General features: G+C 64.9%; 19 protein-coding genes. 17 read left to right on the top strand and 2 right to left on the bottom strand.

Going from position 1 to position 20,930, the window contains the following annotated elements:
- Window positions 1-172: 172 nt before the first annotated feature.
- The 6 genes from QRQ56_RS35700 (at window position 173) to QRQ56_RS35675 (ending at window position 7,172) form a co-directional block, all read left to right on the top strand.
- Window positions 173-2,221, top strand: a complete 2,049-nt coding sequence (locus tag QRQ56_RS35700) for an elongation factor G (RefSeq protein ID WP_438746241.1) — start codon at window positions 173-175, stop codon at window positions 2,219-2,221.
- Window positions 2,222-2,668: 447 nt separating this feature from the next.
- Window positions 2,669-2,941: a helix-turn-helix domain-containing protein gene (locus tag QRQ56_RS35695; protein WP_438746240.1), complete on the top strand. Its 273-nt coding sequence runs from the start codon at window positions 2,669-2,671 to the stop codon at window positions 2,939-2,941.
- A gap of 97 nt (window positions 2,942-3,038) precedes the next feature.
- Entirely contained in the window at window positions 3,039-4,781 is a 1,743-nt protein-coding gene (locus QRQ56_RS35690; protein WP_438746239.1) for a SulP family inorganic anion transporter, read from the top strand.
- A 98-nt stretch (window positions 4,782-4,879) separates the two neighbouring features.
- On the top strand, window positions 4,880-5,719 hold the full coding sequence (locus QRQ56_RS35685; protein ID WP_438746237.1) for a shikimate dehydrogenase: 840 nt from the start codon (window positions 4,880-4,882) through the stop codon (window positions 5,717-5,719).
- A 56-nt stretch (window positions 5,720-5,775) separates the two neighbouring features.
- Window positions 5,776-6,402, top strand: coding sequence for a hypothetical protein (locus QRQ56_RS35680; RefSeq protein ID WP_438746236.1), 627 nt, complete (start codon window positions 5,776-5,778; stop codon window positions 6,400-6,402).
- Window positions 6,403-6,563: 161 nt separating this feature from the next.
- Complete coding sequence (locus tag QRQ56_RS35675; protein ID WP_438746235.1) at window positions 6,564-7,172, top strand: hypothetical protein; 609 nt, start codon at window positions 6,564-6,566, stop codon at window positions 7,170-7,172.
- Between the two features lie 112 nt (window positions 7,173-7,284).
- On the opposite strand, the gene QRQ56_RS35670 is transcribed toward QRQ56_RS35675, so the two are convergent.
- Window positions 7,285-8,421 (bottom strand): alpha-hydroxy acid oxidase, encoded by a 1,137-nt coding sequence (locus QRQ56_RS35670; protein ID WP_438746233.1) that lies wholly within the window; start codon window positions 8,419-8,421, stop codon window positions 7,285-7,287.
- 131 nt (window positions 8,422-8,552) lie between these two features.
- Here QRQ56_RS35670 and QRQ56_RS35665 point away from each other — a divergent pair, with 131 nt between their 5' ends.
- The 11 genes from QRQ56_RS35665 to QRQ56_RS35615 all read left to right on the top strand — a co-directional run bounded on the left by QRQ56_RS35665 (window position 8,553) and on the right by QRQ56_RS35615 (window position 19,807).
- Window positions 8,553-8,720 carry a hypothetical protein gene (locus tag QRQ56_RS35665; protein ID WP_198963776.1) on the top strand — a complete coding sequence of 56 codons (168 nt, stop codon included), beginning with the start codon at window positions 8,553-8,555 and terminating at the stop codon, window positions 8,718-8,720.
- Between the two features lie 221 nt (window positions 8,721-8,941).
- Entirely contained in the window at window positions 8,942-10,285 is a 1,344-nt protein-coding gene (gene glmM, locus QRQ56_RS35660) for a phosphoglucosamine mutase (RefSeq protein WP_438746231.1), read from the top strand.
- Window positions 10,286-10,535: 250 nt separating this feature from the next.
- A complete protein-coding gene (locus QRQ56_RS35655; RefSeq protein WP_438746230.1) occupies window positions 10,536-11,789 on the top strand; it encodes an MFS transporter in 1,254 nt (417 codons plus the stop codon).
- Window positions 11,790-12,016: 227 nt separating this feature from the next.
- Window positions 12,017-12,835 (top strand): outer membrane protein, encoded by an 819-nt coding sequence (locus QRQ56_RS35650; protein ID WP_438746228.1) that lies wholly within the window; start codon window positions 12,017-12,019, stop codon window positions 12,833-12,835.
- Between the two features lie 168 nt (window positions 12,836-13,003).
- Window positions 13,004-13,882, top strand: a complete 879-nt coding sequence (locus QRQ56_RS35645; protein WP_438746226.1) for an outer membrane protein — start codon at window positions 13,004-13,006, stop codon at window positions 13,880-13,882.
- A 72-nt stretch (window positions 13,883-13,954) separates the two neighbouring features.
- Complete coding sequence (locus QRQ56_RS35640) at window positions 13,955-14,545, top strand: glutathione S-transferase family protein (RefSeq protein WP_438746224.1); 591 nt, start codon at window positions 13,955-13,957, stop codon at window positions 14,543-14,545.
- A gap of 15 nt (window positions 14,546-14,560) precedes the next feature.
- Window positions 14,561-15,025 carry a GNAT family N-acetyltransferase gene (locus tag QRQ56_RS35635; protein WP_438746222.1) on the top strand — a complete coding sequence of 155 codons (465 nt, stop codon included), beginning with the start codon at window positions 14,561-14,563 and terminating at the stop codon, window positions 15,023-15,025.
- Between the two features lie 157 nt (window positions 15,026-15,182).
- Entirely contained in the window at window positions 15,183-15,389 is a 207-nt protein-coding gene (locus QRQ56_RS35630) for a hypothetical protein (protein WP_438746220.1), read from the top strand.
- 79 nt (window positions 15,390-15,468) lie between these two features.
- Window positions 15,469-16,641: a phosphoserine transaminase gene (locus QRQ56_RS35625; protein WP_438746218.1), complete on the top strand. Its 1,173-nt coding sequence runs from the start codon at window positions 15,469-15,471 to the stop codon at window positions 16,639-16,641.
- Between the two features lie 127 nt (window positions 16,642-16,768).
- Window positions 16,769-18,358, top strand: coding sequence for a phosphoglycerate dehydrogenase (serA, locus tag QRQ56_RS35620; RefSeq protein WP_438746216.1), 1,590 nt, complete (start codon window positions 16,769-16,771; stop codon window positions 18,356-18,358).
- Between the two features lie 276 nt (window positions 18,359-18,634).
- The gene (locus tag QRQ56_RS35615; protein WP_438746214.1) at window positions 18,635-19,807 is read left to right on the top strand and encodes a thiolase family protein; all 1,173 of its coding nucleotides are present in this window, start codon (window positions 18,635-18,637) and stop codon (window positions 19,805-19,807) included.
- 47 nt (window positions 19,808-19,854) lie between these two features.
- On the opposite strand, the gene QRQ56_RS35610 is transcribed toward QRQ56_RS35615, so the two are convergent.
- The gene (locus QRQ56_RS35610) at window positions 19,855-20,898 is read right to left on the bottom strand and encodes an AI-2E family transporter (RefSeq protein WP_438746212.1); all 1,044 of its coding nucleotides are present in this window, start codon (window positions 20,896-20,898) and stop codon (window positions 19,855-19,857) included.
- Between the last annotated feature and the right edge of the window lie 32 nt (window positions 20,899-20,930).

Raw genomic sequence — 20,930 nt, 5'->3', positions numbered from 1 at the left:
CTCTCCCAGCGGGAGAGGTGGAACACCAAGCCGACCGCGGCAGAATTATAAGACTTGATCGAACTGACGACGCACCGCAGCGATTTTTGATGCTTGCCAAATCTCGGGGACGGGCAGAGCATCTGCGCTTGCCGACCCAATCATGGGCCGAGCTCCACCAAGGAGGCGGCGAATGGGACAAGACGTCAGAAGTCCCCGAGGTCCACGGTGCATCGCGCTGGTGGGCCCTTTCCAAAGCGGTAAAACCACACTTCTCGAAGCAATACTGGCGCGAACGGGCGCGATCCCGCGCGTCGGCAGCGTCGACGCCGGAACTTCCGTCGGCGATGCGACGCCGGAGGCCCGTCATCACAAGATGACCGTCGGCCTGACTGCCGCCACCACGAGTTTCATGGGCGACAGCTATACTTTCCTGGATTGTCCCGGTTCCGTCGAATTCGCCCACGACATGCGCGCCGCGCTTCCTGCGGTGGATGCGGCGATCGTGGTCTGCGAGGCCGACGAGAAGAAGCTGCCACAGCTTCAGATCATCCTGCGCGAGCTGGAGGAGCTGAAAGTCCCGCGCTTCCTGTTCCTGAACAAGATCGATCGCGCCAGCCATCGCATCCGCGAGACGCTCGCAATGCTGCAACCCGCCTCGCGCGTGCCGCTGGTGTTGCGCCAGATCCCGATCTGGAAGGACGATCTGATCGAGGGGTTCGTCGACCTCGCGCTGGAGCGCGCCTTCGTCTATCGCGAGCACAAGGCGTCCGAAGTGGTCGCGCTCGAAGGCGGCAATCTCGATCGCGAGAAGGAAGCCCGCTTCTCGATGTTGGAGAAGCTCGCCGATCACGACGACGCGCTGATGGAGCAGTTGCTCGAGGACATTCAGCCGCCGCGCGATGCCGTGTTCGACGATCTCGCCCGCGAATTGCGCGAAGGTCTGATCTGTCCGGTGCTGCTCGGGGCCGCCGCGCGCGAGAACGGTGTGCTGCGCCTGATGAAGGCGCTGCGCCACGAGGCGCCGGGCATCGCGGAGACGGCAAAGCGTCTCGGTGTGCCCGAGACCAGGGATGCGCTCGGCTATGTCTTCAAGTCGCTGCATTCGCAGCATGGCGGAAAGCTGTCGCTGACGCGGTTGCTCGCCGGCCACCTCGACGACGGCGCCACGCTGCAATCCGCCTCCGGCGGTTCGGGCCGCATCTCCGGCATCCTCGCCGTCAACGGCGCCTACGACACCAAGCGTGCCTCGGCTGAAGCCGGCGACACGGTGGCGCTCGCCAAGCTTGATTCCGTCAAGACCGGCGACACGGTCTCGAACGGCAAGACCCCGCCGGCCGAGCTTGCGGTCGTCGAGCCGACCTCGCCGGTGCTTGCGATCTCGATCGCGGCCACCGATCGCAAGGACGACGTCAAGCTGGGCCAGGCGCTGACGCGGCTGCACGAGGAGGATCCCTCGCTCGTCATCGTGATGAACGCCCAGACCCACGACACCGTGCTGTGGGGGCAGGGCGAGATGCACTTGCGCGTTGCCAGCGAGCGTTTGCGCGATCGCTTCGGCGTCAAGATCACCTCGCATCCGCCCGGGATCGGCTACCAGGAAACCATCCGCAAGCCGATCGTCCAGCGCGGCCGCCACAAGAAGCAGTCCGGCGGCCACGGCCAGTTTGGCGATGTCGTGCTCGACATCAAACCGCTGCCGCGCGGCGAAGGCTTCAAGTTCGCCGAGAAGGTGGTCGGCGGCGCCGTGCCGCGCAACTACATCGGCGCGGTCGAGGAAGGCGTCGTCGACGGACTGATGCGTGGTCCGCTCGGCTTCCCCGTCACCGATTTGCAGGTGACGCTGACCGACGGCTCCTATCACAGCGTCGACAGCTCCGATCTCGCCTTCCGCACGGCGGCGCGGATCGGACTCAACGAGGGTCTGCCGCAATGCCAGTCGGTGTTGCTGGAGCCGATCCACGTGGTCGAGATTGTCTGCCCGACCGACGCCACCGCCAAGATCAATGCGATCCTGTCGGCGCGCCGCGGACAGATCCTCGGCTTCGACACCCGCGACGGCTGGGCCGGATGGGACTGCGTCCGCGCCATGATGCCGGAAGCCGAGATCGGCGAGCTGATCGTCGAGTTGCGCTCGGCCACCGCCGGCGCCGGCAGCTTCACGCGTACCTTCGACCACATGGCCGAAGTCACGGGACGCGCCGCCGACCAGATCATCGCTGCGCATCAACACGCGGCGTGAGTCTGCCTCGCGCGCAGTAAGGAAGCACAGCCCTCCCACCCCCTCTCCCCGTTCTCGCGGGGAGGGGGAGTGGCGGCGCTGGTCCCTAACGCGTGTCCCGGACGCGCTGCAGTGCCTAGCATTGCTGCGCAGAGCCGGGACCCAGAAAGCCAAGGAAGTCGCTGCCGCATGGGCCCCGGCTCTGCAGCGCATCACTTCGTGCTGCGCCGCGTCCGGGGCACGAGAGCGGAGTCTCGCGCGCAACTATCGCCCCCGTCATTGCGAGCGAAGCGAAGCAATCCAGAGACTGTCTCTGCGGAGCCAGCCTGGATTGCTTCGTCGCAAGGGCGCCTCGCGATGATCGAGGAGACCGACAGGTAGCCACTTGCGTCCAGCTCCGAATGATGTATTTTACATCATTGTATATGTATCAGATATCATTTATAAGTGTTGGTAAGTGAGGCCAAGGTGATCACGGCATTCCAGATGCGGGCAGCCCGCGCGCTGCTCGGCATTGACCAGAAAACCCTGGCCGAACTTGCCGGCGTGTCATTGCCGACCATCCAGCGGATGGAGGCCTCGACCGGCAATGTGCGTGGTGTGGTCGAGACGCTGATCAAGGTGGTCGAGGCTTTCGACCGGGCCGGCGTCGAGCTGATCGGCGAGCAGGTCCGCAGCGACAGCGGCGGGCGTGGTGTTCGCCTGAAGGAGCCCGGGCCGCCGCGCAGGGTAGAGGCATGATCGTCGCGATGATCGTGCCTGCAGGGAAGAGCTAACGCACCGTCGCGTCCGACATCGCGGCCGCACGATGCAATGGAGCATTGTGGGGCAACGAGGCATGAGCATCACAAGTGATGAGGCAGGCGGGCTGCAGCAGCTGCGTCGGCCGACCTTCGCCGAATTATATCTGCCGAAACTCGTCACCGTCTGGCGTGAAGGCTACGGGCTATCGGATTTCCGCGCCGACGTCTTCGCCGGCCTGACCGTTGCGATCGTGGCGCTGCCGCTGTCGATGGCGATCGCGATCGCCTCGGGCGTGACGCCGGACCGCGGCCTCTACACCGCCGTCGTCGGCGGCTTCATCGCTTCGCTGCTTGGCGGCAGCCGGTTCCAGATCGGCGGCCCGGCGGGGGCCTTCATCGTGCTGGTCGCCGCGACCGCCGAACGGCACGGCGTCGACGGCGTCATTCTCGCCACCCTGATGGCGGGCCTGTTCCTGTTCGCCGCGGGCCTCCTGCGGGTCGGCACCTACATCAAGTTCATTCCCTATCCGGTGACGGTCGGCTTCACCGCGGGCATCGCCGTGATCATCTTCGCCAGCCAGCTGCGCGATCTCTCGGGCATCACGCTCGCGGGGAAAGAGCCCAGCGAGTTCGTGCCGAAGCTGCTCGCGCTCGCCGGCGGCCTCAACACCGTCAATCCATCCGCGGTCGCAGTCGCCGTCGTCAGCGTCGCCATCATCGCGGCCTTGCGGATCTGGCGGCCGTCCTGGCCCGGCATCCTGATCGCGGTCGTGTTCGCGGCCGTTGCGTGCGCGGCGCTCTCGCTGCCGGTCGAAACCATCGGCTCGCGCTTCGGCGGCATTCCGCGCGAATTGCCCTCGCCGGCGTTGCCGGCGTTCTCGCTCGCGAAGGTGACCGCCGTGCTGCCGGATGCGATTTCGTTCGCGCTGCTGGCCGCCATCGAATCGCTGCTGTCCGCGGTCGTCGCCGACGGCATGACCGGGCGCCGCCACCGTTCCAATTGCGAGCTGGTGGCGCAGGGCGCGGCCAATATCGGCTCGGCGCTGTTCGGCGGCATCTGCGTCACTGGCCTGATCGCGCGGACCGCGACCAACATCCGCGCCGGGGCGCGTGGGCCGCTCGCGGGCATGCTGCATGCGGTCTTCCTGCTGCTGTTCATGCTGATCGCGGCTCCGCTCGCAAGCTACATCCCGCTCGCCGCGCTCGCCTCGGTGCTGGTCGTGGTGGCCTGGACCATGGCGGAGAAGCATGAGTTCGCGACGCTGCTGCGCTCGTCATGGGGCGATGCCGTCGTGCTGCTCGCGACCTTCCTGCTCACGATCTTCCGCGATCTCACCGAAGGCATCCTGGTCGGCTTCGCGCTCGGCGCGGTGCTGTTCATCCATCGCATGGCGGAGATGACGGGCATCGAGGAGCGTTCGCCGCTGGTCGCGGCCGATCGCCCCGACGACGGCAATGGCGATCGCGTTCGCTACGATCCCGCGCTGGCGGTCGATCGCGACGTGCTGGTCTATCGCATCACCGGCGCGTTCTTCTTCGGCGCGGCCTCCGCCATCGGCGGCGTGCTCGACGAGGTTGCCGACAAGCGCAAGGCCTTCGTGGTCGATTTCGCCGCGGTGCCGTTCCTGGATTCGACGGCCGCCAACGTGCTCGGCCGCGTCGCCGCCAAGGCGCACCGCCAGGGCATCCGGCTGTTCATCACCGGCGCCTCGCCCGCGGTCCGCCGCGCGCTGCTCACCCATGGCGTGACGCCGCCACGCGCGCGCTATCGCCAGAGCCTGGAACGCGCGATCGCCGACATCAAGGGCGGCGCGGCCGAGGAGGCTGCGGCGAGCTGACGGCAGGCCATTCTCCGGCCGCCACCGCGGCGGGAGCGCTTGACAGAGCGGGCGCGACGCGAAATGGATCGCCTCGGAAATACGACCCCGAGGACGAGATGACCGCGCCCAACGTTCCTGCAGCCTGTCTGATCGGATGGCCGGCCGCGCATTCGCGCTCGCCGCTGATCCATCATTACTGGCTGCGCACGCTGGGCATCGACGGCGGCTATGTCATCGAGGCGGTGCCGCCCGAGGACTTGCGGGATTTCGTGCTGCGGCTGTCTCTGCGCGGCTTCGTCGGCGCCAACGTCACCATCCCGCACAAGGAAGGCGTGCTGGCGCTGTCGGCACCCGACGCCCGCGCCAAAGCCGTGGGCGCGGCCAACACGCTGTGGTTCGCCGATGGCGAGCTGCGTTCGACCAACACCGACGTCGAAGGTTTCATCGGCAATCTCGATGCCGGCGCGCCGGGTTGGGACGCGGCCGAGGAGGCGCTCGTGCTCGGCGCCGGCGGCTCCTCGCGTGCGGTGGTGTTCGGGCTCATCGAACGCGGGGTCAAGCGCATCCATCTCGCCAATCGCACCATCGCGCGGGCCGAGACACTTGCAAGACAGTTCGGGCCGACCGTGCATCCGGTGACGTGGGACGCGGTTGGCGACGTGCTGCCACGCGCAAAACTTCTCGTGAACACGACTTCGCTCGGCATGCACGGCCAGCCGCCGCTCGAGGTCGACATCGCGCGCCTGCCGCAAGCCGCGGTCGTTGCCGATCTGGTCTATGTCCCGCTGGTGACGCCGCTGCTGGCCGCCGCCAAGGCTCGCGGCCTGAAGACCGCCGACGGGCTCGGCATGCTCTTGCATCAGGCGGTGCGCGGCTTCGAGATGTGGTTCGGCCGGCGGCCCGAGGTCACGGCCGAGTTGCGGGCACTGGTCGAGGCCGATCTCACAAAGACTTGAGAGAATAGCGCGGGTCTTCCGGAGTTCTCCATCCGTGGGGACAATCGGAGACCGTCATGTCTGTTCAACGTGCTATTTTCACACGTCCGCTGCTCGCTGTTGCGATGGTGGCCGTCACGAGCCTCTCGGCCTTTGCGCAGAAGGCGCCGGTTCCGACGCGGGTGCGCGGCACCATCGAGGCCGTCAACGGCGACACGATGCAGGTCAAGTCGCGTAGCGGCGAGGACGTCAAGCTGCGCATCGCCTCTGATGTTCGCGTGTCGGGCATCACCAGGATTTCGCTCGCCGACATCAAGGTCGGCTCCTTTGTCGGAGCGACCACGGTGCCGGGACCGGATGGCGGCCAGAACGCCGTTGAGGTGCACGTGTTTCCGGAGAGCATGCGCGGCACCGGCGAAGGCTCGCGGCCCTACGACCTCAAGCCCAATTCGAGCATGACCAATGCGACGGTGTCGGAGAGCGTGGTCGGCAATGACGGCCACACGCTGCTGGTCAAGTACAAGGACGGCGAGAAGAAGGTGTTCGTTCCCGACGACACGCCGGTGGTGACCTTCGTGCCCGGCGACAAGGGCGAACTGAAGCCCGGCGCCCAGGTGATCGCCTTCATGAAGCAGTTGCCGGACGGCTCGTTCGAGACCAACCGCGTCAGCGTCGGCCGCGACGGCCTGACGCCCCCGATGTGACGCACACTTCGTAGCCCGGATGGAGCGCAGCGAAATCCGGGTTCTTTCGGCGCGGCGCACTGTCCCGGATTGCGCTGCGCTCCATCCTGGCTACGGACCGCCGGAATACGCCGCCGCGCACGGTGTTTGTTTCTGCGCCAGCAATTCCCCGGAGAACCACCATGCCGAAATCTCTTTTGCTCGCGGCGCTGTTCGCCGTTGCCTTCTCGTCGGTTGCTTCCGCACAGCAGGCGCCCACGGTGCGCATCCGCGGCACCATCGAGAGTGTCGACGGCAACACGCTCGCCATCAAGACCCGCGAGGGCAGCGACGTGAAGGTGAAGATGACCGACAATGTCGCGGTCTTCGCGGTGATCAAGACATCGTTGTCGGAGATCAAGGACGGCTCTTACATCGGCGTCACCGGCCTGCCCGAGCCCGACGGCACCCAGAAGGCGATCGCGGTGCACATTTTCCCGGAGAACCAGCGCGGCGCCGCCGAAGGCTTCCGTCCCTGGGATGCCCGCGCCAATTCCACCATGACCAATGCCACGGTGGCGCAGACCGTGAAGGGCACCGATGGCCAGAACATCACGGTGAAATACAAGGACGGTGAGAAGAAGGTCGTGGTGCCGCCGGACACCCCGATCGTCACCTTCGTCGCCAGCGACAAGTCGGAAGTGAAGCCCGGCGCCAAGCTGATCATCTTCGGCGCGGCGAAGAAGGACGACGGCTCGCTGGAAGCCAATCGCGTCAATGTGGGCCGCGACGGCATCACGCCGCCGATGTGAGGCGAGACTGCCGATACATTCTTGGTGTCGTCCCGGCGAAGGCCGGGACCCATACCGCGTGATCTATCGATAGTCTCAGGTCTCAGTACCGTGCGTGCGGCCGCTCGCGCGGCTAGACCGCAATGATGTGATCGTCGATCTCGTCGATCCGGTTGACGCCGCACAGGCCCATGGTCGTAAGCAGCTCTTTCTGGATGATGTCGATCGCCTTGGCGACGCCGGCCTGGCCGCCGGCGCCGAGGCCGTAGGCGTAGGCGCGGCCGAGCATGCAGGATTTTGCGCCGAGCGCGAGCGCCCGCATCACGTCCTGGCCGGAGCGGATGCCGCCGTCGAACATGATCTCCATCCTGTCACCGACGGCGTCGGCGATCTCCGGCAGCACCTCGATCGAAGACGGCGCGCCGTCGAGCTGGCGGCCGCCATGGTTCGACACCACCAGCGCCTGCGCGCCGGTCTTGGCGGCTTCCTCGGCGTCCTCGACGTCGAGGATGCCCTTGATGATCAGCTTGCCCGGCCAGATGCTGCGGACCCACTCGATGTCCTTCCAGCTCAGCGAGGTGTCGAACTGCGAGGCCGTCCATTCGGCGAGGCGGTTGAGGTCCTCGGTATTCTTCACGTGACCGGCGATGTTGCCGAAGGTGCGGCGCTTGCCCTGCAGCACGCCGGAGACCCAGGCCGGCTTGCTGGCGAAATCCAGCAGCTTCGCCAGCGACCATTCGGGCGGCACGGTCATGCCGTTCTTGATGTCGGCGTGGCGCTGGCCGATCACCTGCAGATCGACCGTGAGCACCAGCGCGCTGCACTTGGCTGCGGCTGCGCGCTGGATCAGGTCCTTGATGAAGCCGCGGTCCTTCATGACGTAGAGCTGGAACCAGAACGGCTTCTCGACATTGGCGGCGATGTCCTCGATCGAGCAGATCGACATGGTCGATTGCGTGAACGGGATGCCGGCCGCCTGCGCGGCGCGGCAGGCGTGGATCTCGCCGTCGCCATGCTGCATGCCGAGCAGGCCGACGGGCGCGAGCATCAGCGGCATGGTCGAGGGCTCGCCGAGGATCGTGGTCGAGGTGTCGCGCTTGGAGACGTCGACCAGGATGCGCTGGCGGAACTTGATCGCCTGCATGTCCTCGCGGTTGGCGCGCAGCGTCTCCTCGGCATAGGAACCGCGGTCGCAATAGTCGAAGAAGGCCTTCGGCACGCGGCGCTTATGCAGTGTGCGAAGATCGTCGATACAGGTGATATGTTTCATGATCGTTCCCCGGCCCGTCCTCTACTCAGGAGTCCCGTACTCGAGAGTCTTGCATTGGAAGATTTCGCGCTCATCTAGCATGGTTGGATGCGCAGCCAAATCGTTTGCAGAAGGTTTTGCAGGAGGGCGCCATGACCAAGCCGCACGCCGGGCCTTCGCCGGAAGAGATCAAGGAGAAGCATGATCTCGAGGAGGCCCTGGAAGAGGGGCTGGAGGAGACCTTTCCGGGCTCCGATCCCGTCAACGTCACCCAGCCGGCGCCGAGCCGCGGGGACGGCCACGTCAAGCGCAGCAGCTAGGGCCGGTTCCGCCTCATTCCGAGGCTATCGCGGGAAATACAGTGTTAACAAGACGTTATCGGGAAGCAGGCGGGCCCGGTTCCGTAATGATTCATCATATTTTTTGAAGCCAAGTTAGCCGCGCAGGCATTATAAGACCCCAGCAAATCAGGGATGCGGGGCCCGGTCGGGCATCCCGTGGTTGTCGAGGGGATCCCCTGGTTGTTGCGTTGGGGGACGATATGAGTCGCAAATATTTCGGGACGGACGGGATTCGGGGCCGCGCCAACGGACTGATCACGCCGGAGCTCGCGCTCAAGGTCGGCCAGGCCGCAGGCCTTGCGTTCCAGCGCGGCGACCATCGCCACCGGGTCGTGATCGGCAAGGACACCCGTCTGTCCGGCTACATGATCGAATACGCCATGGTCGCGGGCTTCACCTCGGTCGGTATGGACGTGCTGCTGGTCGGCCCGATGCCGACGCCGGCGGTCGCGATGCTGACCAAGTCGATGCGCGCCGACCTCGGCGTGATGATCTCGGCCTCGCACAATCTGTTCGAGGACAACGGCATCAAGCTGTTCGGCCCGCAGGGCTTCAAGCTCTCCGACGACGTCGAGAAGCAGATCGAGCACCTGCTCGACGAGCCGATCGAGAAGCGTCTGGCACAAAGTGCGAGCCTCGGCCGCGCCCGCCGCATCGACGGCGTGCATGACCGTTACATCGAATTCGCCAAGCGCACCCTGCCGCGCGATCTCTCGCTCGACGGCCTGCGCGTCGTGATCGACTGCGCCAATGGCGCCGCCTACAAGGTGGTGCCCGAAGCGCTGTGGGAGCTCGGCGCCGACGTCGTGTCGATCGGGGTCGAGCCTGACGGCTTCAACATCAACAAGGATTGCGGCTCGACTTCGCCGGAGGCGCTGTCGAAGAAGGTGCGCGAGATGCGCGCCGACATCGGCATCGCGCTCGACGGCGACGCCGATCGCGTCATCCTGGTGGACGAGCGCGGCCATGTCGTCGATGGCGACCAGCTGCTCGCGGTGATCGCGCAGAGCTGGAAGGAAGACGGCCGCCTGTCGCGTCCCGGCATCGTCGCCACCGTGATGTCCAATCTCGGCCTCGAACGCTTCCTGAAAGAGCAGGGGCTCGATCTCGTGCGCACGCCGGTCGGCGATCGCTACGTGCTCGAGCAGATGCTGAGCGGTGGCTACAATCTCGGCGGCGAGCAGTCCGGCCACATCATCTTGTCCGACTACGCCACGACGGGCGACGGCTTCGTCGCCGCGCTGCAGGTGCTGGCCGTGGTGCAGAAGCTGCGCCGGCCCGTCTCCGAAGTCTGCCACCGCTTCGATCCGCTGCCGCAGATCCTCAAGAACGTCCGCCACAAGGGCGGCAAGCCGCTCGACGATTCCGACGTGAAGTCGGCGATCTCCGACGGCGAGAAGCGCCTCAACGGCCACGGCCGCCTCCTGATCCGCTCCTCCGGCACCGAGCCCGTGATCCGCGTCATGGGCGAGGGCGAGGACCGCATCCTGGTCGAGGACGTCGTCGACACCATCGTGTCCGCGCTGGGCCAGGCCGCGGCGTAAGTGCTCTTCCTTCTCCCCTTGTGGGAGAAGGTGGCGCGAAGCGCCGGATGAGGGGTTCTCTCCACTCGTGAGATTGTGCGTGCGAGGATAGATACCCCTCACCCGTCTCGCCGCGACGCGGCGAGCCACCCTCTCCCACAAGGGGAGAGGGTAAGACGCGCATCCCAGCCATTTGCGATTGGCGGTGGTTTGCCCTCCGCCAGCATCGTACCTGTGAGGTCGCGGCAATCTGCCGCGCCGGGATGCTGCAGTGAACAAGCCAGTCGTCGTCTCCGATGAAACGCTGACCGAGCCCGTCGTCGTCAGCGACGTGACGCCCGCTGCGGCCAGCAGGGCCGCGGGCCCGGCCTATGTCGTGCTCGCAGGCATCAGCGTCTCGCACTTCCTCAACGACACCATGCAGTCGCTGATCGCCTCGGTGTATCCGATCCTGAAGGACACCTACGCGCTCGACTTCGCGCAGATCGGCATGATCACGCTGGCGTTCCAGTTCACGGCCTCGCTGCTGCAGCCGGTGGTGGGGCACTACACCGACAAGAAGGCGCAGCCTTATTCGCTGGCGATCGGCATGGCCTCGACCTTCTTCGGTCTGCTGCTGCTCAGCGTCGCCCAGCAATACCTCGTCATCCTCGTCGCGGCGGCCTTCGTCGGTCTCGGCTCGGCGGTGTTTCACCCGGAATCGGCGCGCATCGCGCGGCTCGCCTCCGGCGGCCGCTACGGCTTTGCGCAATCGGTGTTTCAGCTCGGCGGCAGCTTCGGCACCTCGATGGGGCCGGTGCTGGCGGCGCTGATCGTGGTGCCGTTCGGGCAGGGCAGCATCGCCTGGTTCTCCTCGATCGCGTTCCTCGCGATCCTCATTCTCTGGCGCATCGGCCGCTGGTACGCGCCGCAGATCAAGGCGAAGAAGACGGCCGCGGTCCAGGCCCATCCGGACGCGCCGAGCTCGCGCCGCGTCGTGATCGCACTGCTCGTGCTGGTCGCGCTGCTGTTCTCCAAGCAGCTCTATGTCTCGAGCCTGTCGAGCTACTACATCTTCTATTTGATCGACCGCTTCGGCGTGTCGACGCAGGCGGCGCAGATGTATCTCTTCATCTTCCTCGCCGCGAATGCGGTTGGCGCTTTTCTCGGCGGGCCGCTCGGGGACCGCTTCGGCCGCAAGATCGTGATCTGGATCTCGATCCTCGGCGCTCTGCCGTTCACGCTGGCGCTGCCTTATGCCGGGATCGCCGGCAGCGCGGTGCTGTCAGTCGTCATCGGCCTGATCATCTCCTCGACGACGTCGTCGATCATCGTGTTCGCGCAGGAGCTGGTGCCGCACCGCTTCGGCATGATCTCCGGCGTGTTCTTCGGCGTCGCCTTCGGTATCGGAGGCCTCGGCGCCGCCGTGCTCGGCAAGCTCGCCGATCACACCTCGATCGAGTTCGTCTACCAGGTCTGCGCCTACCTGCCGGCGATCGGCCTGCTTGCGGTGTTCCTGCCCAAGCTGCCGCGACACGCGCGTTAACGGATTCTCTCCCGCTGCATTGCGGCTTCACACATCGTTAGCAATTGCGGCGCGCGGCGCTGCAATTTTGCAACGCTTGCCGTCCATCCGCGCGAGAGGTGAGAAAAAATCAACCTTAAAAATTAGGGTTAAGTGGCGCTTAAACATTTGCTGGCATCGTCCGCTTCGTGAGTTTCCAGAACGTGAGGCGGTCGTATTGAGCCTCACCGGCCATAAGGACGAAGCCAATGCGTAGCGTTAAGTCTCTCCTTGCCGCGGGTGCGGCAACCCTGATCTCGTCGATGGCGTTCGCCGCCGACATGCCGATCGCGCCGCCCCCTCCCATGTACGCGCCGCCCGCTCCGCCCGCCGATTTCGGTGGCTGGTATCTGCGTGGCGATATCGGCATCAGCAATCAGAAGGTGAAGCAGCTCAATCCGAGCTTCCTCGATCCCGGCATCAGCATTGCCTCGACGCAGGGTCTCGGCTTCGACTCGGCCGGCATCTTCGGCCTCGGCGCCGGTTACAGGTTCAACAACTGGTTCCGTGCGGACGTGACCGGTGAATACCGCAGCAACGCCAATCTGCATGGTCTGCAGATCGTCAATTTCAACAACGCTCCGGCCTTCACCGACGAGTATCACGGCAGCAAGTCGGAGTGGCTGTTCCTCGCCAACGCCTATGTCGATCTCGGCACCTGGTGGTGCGTGACCCCGTTCATCGGTGCCGGTGTCGGTACCTCGCGCAACACCATCTCGAACTTCCAGGACATCAACACGGTGAACGGCGGCGTCGCCTACGCGCCGAACGCTTCGAAGTGGAACTTCGCCTGGGCCGCGCATGCCGGTCTGGCTTACAAGGTCAATCCGAGCCTGACGCTGGAACTGGCCTATCGCTACGTCGACCTCGGAGACGGCGTCACCGGAGCCCTCACGGACTTCACCGGCTTCACCCGCGGCCGCACCATGCAGTTCAAGGACATCACCTCGCACGACCTGAAGTTCGGCGTGCGCTGGGATCTCAGCAGCCCGCCGGTCTACGCGCCGCCGCTGGTCACCAAGGGCTGATCAGCCAGCCGATCGGTTAGGACTTCTTAACGGCGCGGGATCATCCCGCGCCGTTTTGCTTTGCGTATTTTTCATGGCGAGTGGCGACGAAGGCGTCTGACGCAACCATTGGTTAAGGTTAACGAGCCATGATCACGAGCGAAAGTTCGAGTTCGATGGAGCGTTGCGATGCGTGGGCTTTTGTTGGCGGCGGTGATGTTGGGGACGGTGTCTGCCGCGCACGCGGCCGATATGCCGGATCTGCCGATCCTGCGCGGCGGCTTTACCGACGGTCTGTCGAAGTCCTCCGTCAACTGGGACGGCTTCTACGTCGGTGGTCAGTGGGGCTTCGCCACAACTAACATCGACTTCAGCCACGCCCCGAAATCGATGTCGGATTTCATGCTGCGCGACAGCATCCTGCAGGCCCCGGTCGGCGGATGGTCGCTGCTGCCGAAGAACCACGTACAGGGGACCGGGTTCGGCGCCTATGTGGGCAGGAACTGGCAGATCTACGACGCCGTGATGGGCATCGAAGCCAATTATAGCTACATGAATAATATCGGGAGCTCTGCCAGCGACTCCATGACGCGCATCCTGGATGGCGAGACGGGGCCATCCGGTCACACCTATACCTATGTCACCACGCTCGGCGGTGGTGCTTCGCTGAAATTGAAGGACTACGCCACCTTCCGCGGCCGGGTCGGCTGGGACGGCGGCGATTTCATGCCCTATGCTTTCGGAGGCCTGGCGATCGGGCGCGCCGAAGTTTCGCGATTTGCGACGGTCTCCTACATCAAGCATGACGATTACGATACGTCCGTGACAGTCGGCGGCGTCACCACGACGACGCATCATCAAGACACGATCGACACGGGCGCATGGTCGAGTGTTGAGCAGCGGACGAACGCCTTCATGTATGGGTGGACAGCCGGCATCGGTGTTGAATACGCGATCTACAACAACTTCCTCATTCGCGGTGAATGGGAGCATGTCGGCTTCTCGAACGTGAAGGACATTGCGGTCGGCCTGAACAATTTCCGTGTCGGCGCAGGCTACAAGTTCTAGGCCCGCGTTTGCAGCCGGTTGACACGGCTGCGTCGTCCTGATGCTCTGTCGCTCCAAAGCGGGGCGGCGGCGATGAAGATCTACGGCGACAGCAATTCCGGAAACTGCCTGAAGGTGAAGTGGGTCTGCGATCATCTCGCATTGCCCTACCAGTGGATCGAACTCGACACCCGCAAGGGCGAGACGCGCACGCCGCAATTCCTCGCCATGAACGGCGCCGGCCAGGTGCCGACCGTCGCCTTCGACGACGGCCGCACGCTGGCCCAGTCCAACGCCATCATCCGCTATCTCGCCCGCGACAGCGCGCTCGTTCCGCGTGACGCCTTCACGGCGGCCAAGATGGACGAATGGCTGTTCTGGGAGCAATACAGCCACGAGCCCTACATCGCGGTGTGCCGCTTCCTCCTCGTCTATCTCGGCAAGGACGCGTCCGAGCTCGATCCCGACAAGGTCAAGCGCGGCTATGCAGCGCTCGACCGTATGGAGCAGCATCTTTCGGCGAGCCGGTTCTTTGCCGGCGAGGCGGTTTCGCTCGCCGACGTCTCGCTGCTCGCCTATACGCGTCTCGCGCATGAAGGCGGCTTCGATCGCGCTCGCTATGGGGCCATCCGCCGCTGGATCGCGGAGACCGAGGCTTTCCTCGGTCTGCCGGCCGTTCGCTGACTCCGGAGTTTCCAGATGACCGACAAGTCCGTCTCGATCCGGCCCGCGCGCCGCGAGGATGTCCCCGCGATCGTGGCGATGCTCGCCGACGATCATCTCGGACGCGCCCGTGAGCGTGTCGAGGATCCGCTGCCCGCGTCTTATTACGCGGCGTTCGAGCGCGTCGAGCGCGATCCGAATCTGACGCTCGTGGTTGCCGAGAGCGAGGGCAGGGTGGTCGGCTGCCTGCAACTCGCGATTCTGCCCGGTGTCAGCTCGCAAGGCGGCGTGCGCGGTCTGCTCGAAGACGTGCGCGTTGCCACCGATTGCCGCAGCCGCGGCATCGGCGAGCAACTGGTGCAATGGGCGATCACCGAAGCAAAGGCGCGCGGCTGCAATCTGGTGGAGCTGCTGACGCATGCGAGCAGGGTCGACGCGCAGCGCTTCTACACGCGCCTCGGATTCACAAGCAGCCACGTCGGCATGACTGTCCGCTTTTGAGGCAGCGTCCTCGCGCGTTGCTTGAACAGCAAAATCGGATCGCGCGTTCGTTCATATTAAGAGCTGATAAACTACCCGTTCGTCGTTCACCTTGAACCGGGAACGAACGGTGCTAGGCAGCGTCAGACACCGGGCTCTGTCGGTTCGGGGATTTTCGATGACAAGCTATTCTATCATCAAGGTCGGCAACGACTACGTCGTGCAGGCCAATGACAAATGCATTTTGAAGCTCGGCAGCCGCCGGCGGGCCGCGCAATTGATCAGCGATGCCACGGACTTGCTGAACGCGATTGCCGTGGTGGAATCCCCGGATCTTTCCCCAGAGACGCCATCACTCGCGCGTGAAGGCTCGGAACTTCCTTGACTGAACTACCCGATTCCCGTATCAGCCGCGGCGGGACACCTCCCCCCAACGGGAGGCTTACTATCTGGAAGGGTAGATTATGACTGTAGCGAAGCCCGCTTCGCGGCCCAATGTGCCGCATTTCTCCTCCGGCCCCTGCGCCAAGCGCCCCGGCTGGAATGCCCAAAATCTCAAGGACGCAGCGCTCGGCCGTTCGCATCGTGCGAAGGTCGGCAAGTCCAAGCTCAAGCTCGCGATCGATCTGACGCGCGAGGTGCTTGAAGTGCCCGCCGATTATCGCATCGGTATCGTTCCTGCCTCGGATACCGGCGCGGTCGAGATGGCGCTATGGTCGCTGCTCGGAGCAAAGCCCGTTACCACGCTAGCCTGGGAATCCTTCGGCGAGGGCTGGGTCAGCGACATCGTCAAGGAATTGAAGCTCAAGGACGTCACCAAGCTGAACGCTGGCTACGGTGAAATCCCCGACCTCTCCAAGGTCGATCCCAAGAGCGACGTCGTCTTCACCTGGAACGGCACCACCTCGGGCGTGCGCGTGCCGAACGCCGACTGGATCAGCGCGACCCGCGAAGGCCTGACCATTTGCGACGCGACTTCCGCCGCGTTCGCGCAAGCTCTCGACTGGGCCAAGCTCGATGTCGTCACCTTCTCCTGGCAGAAGGCGCTCGGCGGCGAGGCCGCGCACGGCATGCTGATCCTGTCGCCCCGCGCGGTGGAACGGCTCGAGACCTACAAGCCGGCCTGGCCGCTGCCGAAGATCTTCCGCATGACCAAGGGCGGCAAGATCAACGAAGGCATCTTCGTCGGCGAGACCATCAACACGCCGTCGATGCTCTGCGTCGAGGACTATCTCGATGCGCTGAACTGGGCCAAGTCGATCGGCGGCCTCAAGGCGCTGATCGGTCGTGCCGACGCCAACACCAAGGTGCTGGCCGACTGGAAGGCGAAGACGCCCTGGATCGACTTCCTGGCCAAGGATGCCGCGATCCGCTCCAACACTTCGGTGTGCCTCAAGTTCACCGATCCCGCGATCACCTCGCTCTCGGACGACGCGCAGGCGGAGTTCTCGAAGAAGCTGGTCGCGCTGATCGAGAAGGAAGGCGCCGGCTACGATTTCGCCTACTACCGCGATGCGCCGGCAGGCCTGCGCATCTGGTGCGGCGCCACCGTCGAAGCCAAGGACGTCGAGATTCTGACGCAGTGGATCGACTGGGCCTTCGCCGAGACCAAGGCCGCGCTCGCCAAGGCGGCGTAACGCGTTCCAACTCGTTCTCGTCATGGCCGGGCTTGACCCGGCCATCCATCAATCAAAAGCGATGGATCCGCGGGTGAAGCCCGCGGATGACGTTCCGTAAATGCAGCTCGCACCACGGATCATCCCCATGACCAAACCCAAAGTTCTCATCTCCGACGCTCTCTCTCCCGCCGCCGTTCAGATCTTCAAAGATCGCGGCGTCGAGGTCGACTTCCAGCCCAACCTCGGCAAGGACAAGGACAAGCTGGCCGAGATCATCGGCAATTACGACGGCCTTGCGATCCGCTCCGCGACCAAGGCGACCGCCAAGATCCTGGAGAAGGCGACCAACCTCAAGGTGATCGGCCGCGCCGGCATCGGCGTCGACAATGTCGAGATCCCCGCCGCCACGGCCAAGGGCATCATCGTGATGAACACGCCGTTCGGTAATTCGATCACGACCGCCGAGCACGCCATCACCTTGATGCTAGCGCTCGCCCGCGAGATCCCGCAGGCCGACGCCTCGACCCAGGCCGGCAAGTGGGAGAAGAACCGTTTCATGGGCGTCGAGATCACCGGCAAGGTGCTGGGCGTCGTCGGCTGCGGCAACATCGGCTCGATCGTCGCCGACCGCGCGCTCGGCCTGCGCATGAAGGTGATCGCGTTCGATCCGTTCCTGTCGCCGGAGCGTGCCAAGGACATCGGCGTCGAGAAGGTCGAGCTCGATGATTTGCTCAAGCGTGCCGACTTCATCACGCTGCACACGCCGCTGACCGAGAAGACCAAGAACATCATCGACGCTTCCGCGATCGCCAAGATGAAGAAGGGCGTGCGCCTGATCAATTGCGCCCGCGGCGGTCTCGTCGACGAGCAGGCCGTGGTCGATGCGCTCAACTCCAAGCACATCGCCGGCGCCGCCTTCGACGTTTTCGTCGAGGAGCCCGCGTCCAAGAACGTGCTGTTCGGCCATCCCAACGTGATCTGCACGCCGCATCTCGGCGCTTCCACCACGGAAGCGCAGGAGAACGTTGCGCTCCAGGTCGCCGAGCAGATGTCGGACTATCTGCTCACCGGCGCGATCTCCAACGCCGTCAACTTCCCCTCGATCACCGCCGAAGAGGCGCCGAAGCTCAAGCCCTTCATCTCGCTCGCCGAGAAGCTCGGCTCGTTCGCCGGCCAGCTCACCGAGAGCGGCATCCTCAAGGTGGAGATCACCTATGAGGGCCACGTCGCCGAGATGAAGATCAAGGCGATCACCTCCGCCGTGCTGTCGGGCCTGCTGCGGCCGATGCTGGGCGAGGTCAACGTCGTCTCCGCGCCCGTCGTCGCCAAGGAGCGCGGCATGGTGGTTGACGAGATCGTCCGCGCCGCCCAGAGCGACTATGAGAGCCTGATCACGGTGACCGTCACCACCGAGCGGCAGGAGCGGTCGGTCTCGGGCACGGTCTATGCCGACGGCAAGCCGCGCCTCGTCGACATCAAGGGCATCCGGGTCGATGCCGAGTTCGGCAAGTCGATGATCTACGTGACCAACGAGGACAAGCCGGGCTTCATCGGCAAGTTCGCAAGCCTGCTCGGCGATGCCAAGATCAACATCGCGACCTTCCATCTCGGCCGCGTTGCGCCGGGCAGCGACGCCATCGCCCTGATCGAGGTCGACGGTGCGGTGCCGGCCGACCTGCTCGCCAAGGTGCAGGCGCTGCCGCAGGTCAAGCAGGTCAAGGCGCTGACGTTCTGAGACTCGGTCATTCCGGGGCTCGCGAAGCGAGAACCCGGAATCTCGAGATTCTCAGGTGCGCAATTGCGCACCGGAGTTCGATGCTTGCGCATCGCCCCGGAATGACGACCATCATATCATATATTCCGACATGCGGAACAACGCCGCCCTTGACTGCAAGGGCGGCGTTTTTGTTGATGCCGCGCCCCGCTTTATTTCTCCCCCGTCCTCCAATCTTTGTGTACCAATGGCGCCCAGGACGCCTCAGTTCAAAATCGTTCGACAAGGGAGAATGCAATGCGTGAAGCCGTCATCGTTTCCTACGCGCGCACGGGCCTGGCAAAATCCGGCCGCGGCGGGTTCAACATCACGCCGCCGATGTCGCTCGCGGCGCACGCCATCAAGCACGCGGTCGATCGCGCCGGTGTCGAGAAGGACTATGTCGAGGATTGCTATCTCGGCAATTGCGCCCATGGCGCGCCGAACATCGGCCGCCAGGCCGCGCTGCTCGCCGGCCTGCCGAAGACCACCGCCGGCGTCTCGGTGAACCGCTTCTGCTCCTCCGGCCTGCAGACCATCGCGATGGCCGCCAACTCGATCCGCTCGGACGGTGCCGACTGCATCGTCGCCGGCGGCGTCGAGAGCATCTCGATGCCCGGCGGCGGCACGCCGAAGGAATCGATCGACCCTGAACTGCTCAAGGTCGCGCCCGATATCTTCATGGCGATGATCGACACCGCCGACATCGTCGCCGAACGCTACAAGGTCAGCCGCGAGTACCAGGACGAGTTCTCGCTGGAATCGCAGCGCCGCATGGCCGCGTCCCAGCAGGCGGGCAAATACAAGGACGAGATCGTCCCGATGAAGACGAAGATGAAGGTCGTCGACAAGCAGACCAAGGCCGAGAGCATCGTCGATTACGTCGTCGATCGCGACGAATGCAATCGCCCCGAGACGACGATGGAAGGATTGGCAAAACTCGAGCCGGTGAAGGGCCCCGGCAAGTTCGTCACCGCGGGCAATGCCAGCCAGCTTTCGGACGGCGCCGCCGCCGTGGTGCTGATGGAAGCCAAGGACGCCGAGAAGCGTGGCCTCAAGCCGCTCGGCCGCTTCGTTGCCTGGGCGACCGCGGGCTGTGAGCCCGACGAGATGGGCATCGGCCCCGTCTTCGCGATCCCGAAGCTGCTCAAGCGCACCGGCCTCAAGATCGACGACATCGATCTCTGGGAGCTCAACGAAGCCTTCGCCAGCCAGTGCCTCTATTCGCGCGACAAGCTCGGCATTGACCCCGCCAAGTACAACGTCAACGGCGGCTCGATTGCGATCGGCCATCCCTTCGGCATGACCGGCGCCCGTCTCACCGGCCATCTGTTGCAGGAAGGCGCGCGCCGCAAGGCCAAGTGGGGCGTCGTGACCATGTGCATCGGCGGTGGCCAGGGCGGCGCCGGCCTGTTCGAGATCTATAGCTAAGTCGAAGAATGGATCCGGCGCGGCGCATCGACTTCGCTCGCGCCGGATCAAGCCTCGTGGTCGCTGACGACGGGCCGGAAGATCCACTCGCGCCAGACCACCATCAGCGCTGCCATGATGACCGGGCCCAGGAACAGGCCCAGCAGGCCGAACGCGGCCAGGCCGCCGAAGATTCCGACGAACGCGAGCAGAAATGGAAGCCGCGCGGAATCGCCCACCAGGGTCGGCCAGACGAAATGATCTCCGGCGAACATCACGATCGCTCCCCAGAAGAAGACGCCGGCCGCCGCGAATCCGCTGCCGCCGCCTGAGACCAGGATCAGAGCCGCAGCGCTGAAGGCCGCCCAGGCGCCGAACGGCAGCATCGCCAATGTCGTGGTGAGAATCGTAAAGACGATGGCGTTGGGAACGCCCGCGATGAGATAGCCGACGCCGATCAGCAGGCCTTCGCCGGCGGCGACGAGGACTGTGCCGTTCACGGTGCCGCGCGTGGCATCGACCATCTTCTCCATGAGACCTTCGCCGGCCTCTCCGAACAGCTTGTCGCAGGTCTCGAGAAAGCGGCTGGCGAGCAGGCGGCCGTTGCGGAGCAGGACGAACAAGCCGAGCAGCGAGAAGAACAACAGGAACAGCCGGTGCAGCAATTGGGCGCCGAACGTCCGCAGCACGGTCGACGCATCGTCCATGTTGACGCTCTTGAGCCAGGCCGCGGCGGCTTTCGGATCCGATAAATTGTCGCGCCACCATTGCTGCAGGCCCTCGGCGGCGACCGGCAGGCGAGCGAGCCAATCGGGCACGTCGATCCCGCTCTCGCCGGCCTTCTTCAGCCAGCCGACCAGCACGTCGCCCTGCTCGGCGATCTGATAGACCGCGAGCGCCATCGGCGTGAACAGAACGAGCGCCACGATGAGAGTGAACACCAGGGCGGCCGCCGTCGAAGGGCCTGACGTCAAGCGCTTTGAAAATTGGGTGTAGAGCGGCCACAGGGTCGTTGCCAGGATCGCCGACCATATCAGCGCCGGCAGAAAGCCGGCTGCCGTCCACAAGCCGAGCGCAGCCAGGGCGAGCGCAAGCGCGATGCGGGCATTCATTCGCGCGCTTGCACCGGAGGGAAGCGGCTTTC

This window comes from Bradyrhizobium sp. U531 (assembly GCF_051710265.1).
Lineage (GTDB): Bacteria > Pseudomonadota > Alphaproteobacteria > Rhizobiales > Xanthobacteraceae > Bradyrhizobium.
This window is presented reverse-complemented; position numbering and strand designations above follow the sequence as displayed.